Below are 2,987 nucleotides of genomic sequence, written 5' to 3'. Positions count from 1 at the left end.
GCCATCGGTGCCGCGTTTCACGATGATTTCGCCAAATTCTTCCTCGCGGATCAAGCGGCCTTGGGTGGTGACGTTCAATTGAAAATCACCGGCATCGTCGATCGGCGGTTGTCCGATGACTCCGGCGGCGACTTGCACATTCTGGCTGCGGATCGCCTCGACCACTTCACCGGCCGTCAAATCGACGTGGGTCATCTTTTCGATGTCCAGCCACACGCGCATCGCGTATTCGTTCCCGCCGGCGATTCGGATTTCACCGACGCCGTCGAGTCGCATCAGCGCATCGCGGACACGCAGAAACGCGTAGTTGCTGATGTAGAGTTGGTCCCGGCTGTTGTCAGGCGAGTTGAGGTGAACGACCATCAACATGTCGGGGATCTGCTTGGTCGTCGTGACGCCGATCTGGCGGACTTGCTCGGGCAAGCGTGATTCGGCGATCGCCACACGGTTTTGCACCAGCACCTGAGCGTCGTCCAAGTCCGTTCCGAGCTTGAAGGTGACGGTCAGCTGCATGGTGCCGTCGGAACTGGACGACGATTCCATGTACAACATGTCGTCCACACCGTTCATCTCTTGTTCGATGGGCGTGGCGACGGTGTCGGCGATGACCTGCGGTGTGGCACCGGGGTAGGACGCTCGCACCAACACGGTGGGCGGTGCGACGCTGGGATACTGTGAAACGGGCAGCGAAAAATAAACGATGCCGCCGACCAGCACGATCAAGAACGACAGCACGGCCGCAAAGATCGGGCGCTCGATAAAGAAGTGGGGAAATTTCATGACAGTCGTTCCCCGCTAACGGCGTTTGAAGTGGATGAACCGTGCGCCAGTTGAGTGGACTCGCGAGCGGGAAGCTGACGCCACGTGGTTGCTGGCGATGGAGTTTCTGGCAGTGGATCGGGGACGGGAGAAATCCATTCGCTTTCGGGAACCGGTTCGTAATCATCCGGCAGGCCGTCTTCGACGACTTCAATCGTTCCTTCCACCGTCTGGACCTTTTGATCCGGCCGGGATTGCAGCAAGCCTTCGATCACCAAGGTTTCATCACCTTGAAGCCCTTCGCGAATGACTCTCAGCCCGTCGACGATCGGCCCCGGTTTGATGGGGCGACGCTGGATCGTTTCATCGACGACGACGTAGACGTATTGCGACGATTGGTCGGTTCCGATGGCCGAGTCGGGGATCAAGACGGCTTGGCGAGAAGCGCTGCCGGGGATGCGCACGCGGGCGAACATGCCGGGCAGCAAGAGTTGATCGTCATTGGGGAACACGCATCGGGCACGCATGCTGGCCGTATCGATGTCGAATCGATTGTCGACAAAGTCCATGTGTCCGCGGTGTGGGAATCCGTCTTCGTCGACCAATCCGATGAAGGCCGGGTTTTTGACCACGCGGGAACTTTCCCGTTCCCCCGATTTTGCCAACCGCATGTACTTCAACACGTCTTGTTCGCTGGCGTCAAACACGCAGTAGATCGGTTGCATCGAGGTGATCGTGGTCAGCAGAGAGGACGTGTTCGTCCCGCCGGCGATCAAGTTGCCTTCGGTGACGGCCTGACGGCTGATCCGCCCGGTTACCGGGGCTCGGATACGCGTGTATTGAAGGTTCAATTCCGCGGTTTCAACGCCCGCTTTGGCCAATTCGATCTGAGCGTGGGCGGTCGCGATCGCGGCTTCGGCGGAACTGACGGCCGCTTTGGCGCCTTCGATGTCGGCTTTGGCCTGCAAGAATTCTGCTTCTCGCTCGTCGACTTCCTCTTGGGAGGAAGCGCTTTGTTGGTTCAACACCTTGGCGCGTTTGTAACGCAGATCGGCGAGGTTGAGTTGCGCGTCGGATTGCAACGCCCGCGCCTTGGCTTCATCGCGCACCGCCATCGCTTGTTTCAAACCCGACTGCGCCTGTTGTAGGGTTGCCTTGGCGGCATTCAATTCCGCTTCGAAGGGTCGGGGATCGATGACGAACAACAGATCTCCTTCGTTGACGACCTGTCCTTCATCGAAATGCACCGATTGCAAATAACCGCCGACACGGGCCCGCACCTCCACCAAGTCGACCGCTTCCAAACGGCCGGTGTAGGCGTCCCATTCGACGATTTGTTTGACAACTGGTTTAGCGACCGTGACCGAGGGGACCGGCATCTGCGGCGGGCCCGAGGGGGCTTGATTGCAGCCGGTTGACAACAACAGCAGCGCACCGGCACACACGGTGGAACCGAGTACTGTTCCACGAATCATCATCTTCACGCCGTTTCCTCAGAAGTAAGTGATGCTGACGTTTTCCGCCCGAACAAGGCATGGTCGACCGAAAACAAACCTGGCCCGGTCAGCGCCAAAGACACATAAACCAGCAGATACACTGCAGCCAATTCTTTGACCTTCCACGGATCCGCCGCATGAACGACAAACAGCGCGACGATCATCGTGAACGCCAACGGCAGCGACGCCAATCGGGTGGCCAACCCGACGATCAAAAGCAGCGAGCAACCGACTTCGGCGCCGATCGCCATCACCAGGCTCAACGTGCTTCCGATGCCGATCGGATCCGGAAAACTGTCGGCCATTGTGCTGAAACCGTTCAGCTTTGCCAGCCCATGGACCAACATGAAACAGCCGATGCCGATTCGCAGTGCCAGTAAACCTGCGGATGTTATTTTCTCGTGATTCAAATTCAACATGGTCTCGTTAAATTCCCCATCGATTTTCGGCAGAGCTCGTAAACGTCGTGATTTGGACAAAGGCCCGGGCAGTCGCCGCGCGGGTCTTCAACGGTTAATAACCCGAGGACAGGTGAATACCTTTCTAGAAAAAAGTTGATTCGTGAAATAAATTTCAGTTCAGACGAATCGGACAGTCCGTAGCTGGGGGCAGAGACGCCCGTATGAAACGGCAAAGCAGTCCTGACCACAAGGTAACGCTGTGAAGTATTTTTTAGCGGTAGGGCGCGAGCCCTCCGGTGTTCGGTAACGATGAGGCACCGGAGGGCTTGCG

At 57.8% G+C, this 2,987-nt stretch carries 3 protein-coding genes; all 3 read right to left on the bottom strand.

Going from position 1 to position 2,987, the window contains the following annotated elements; all coding sequences use genetic code 11:
• The coding region (locus ABX749_RS27895) for an efflux RND transporter permease subunit (protein ID WP_372898911.1) at positions 1–780 on the bottom strand (780 nt) is incomplete at its 3' end.
• Positions 777–2,237 (bottom strand): efflux RND transporter periplasmic adaptor subunit, encoded by a 1,461-nt coding sequence (locus tag ABX749_RS27890; RefSeq protein WP_372898910.1) that lies wholly within the window; start codon positions 2,235–2,237, stop codon positions 777–779. The genes ABX749_RS27895 and ABX749_RS27890, both read right to left, overlap by 4 nt.
• Positions 2,238–2,239: 2 nt before the next feature.
• Positions 2,240–2,674, bottom strand: a complete 435-nt coding sequence (locus ABX749_RS27885) for a DoxX family protein (protein ID WP_372898909.1) — start codon at positions 2,672–2,674, stop codon at positions 2,240–2,242.
• Positions 2,675–2,987: the final 313 nt, after the last annotated feature.

This window comes from Stieleria sp., from assembly GCF_041595215.1.
In the GTDB taxonomy this organism is placed as follows: domain Bacteria; phylum Planctomycetota; class Planctomycetia; order Pirellulales; family Pirellulaceae; genus Stieleria; species Stieleria magnilauensis.
The sequence above is the reverse complement of the archived record's forward strand: the minus strand, read 5'-3'. Positions and strand labels throughout refer to the sequence as shown.

Bases quoted from the DNA above. Each gene is read 5' to 3' on its own strand.
- ABX749_RS27890 (WP_372898910.1), bottom strand. From the start codon at position 2,237: ATGATGATTCGTGGAACAGTACTCGGTTCCACCGTGTGTGCCGGTGCG.
- ABX749_RS27885 (WP_372898909.1), bottom strand. From the start codon at position 2,674: ATGTTGAATTTGAATCACGAGAAAATAACATCCGCAGGTTTACTGGCA.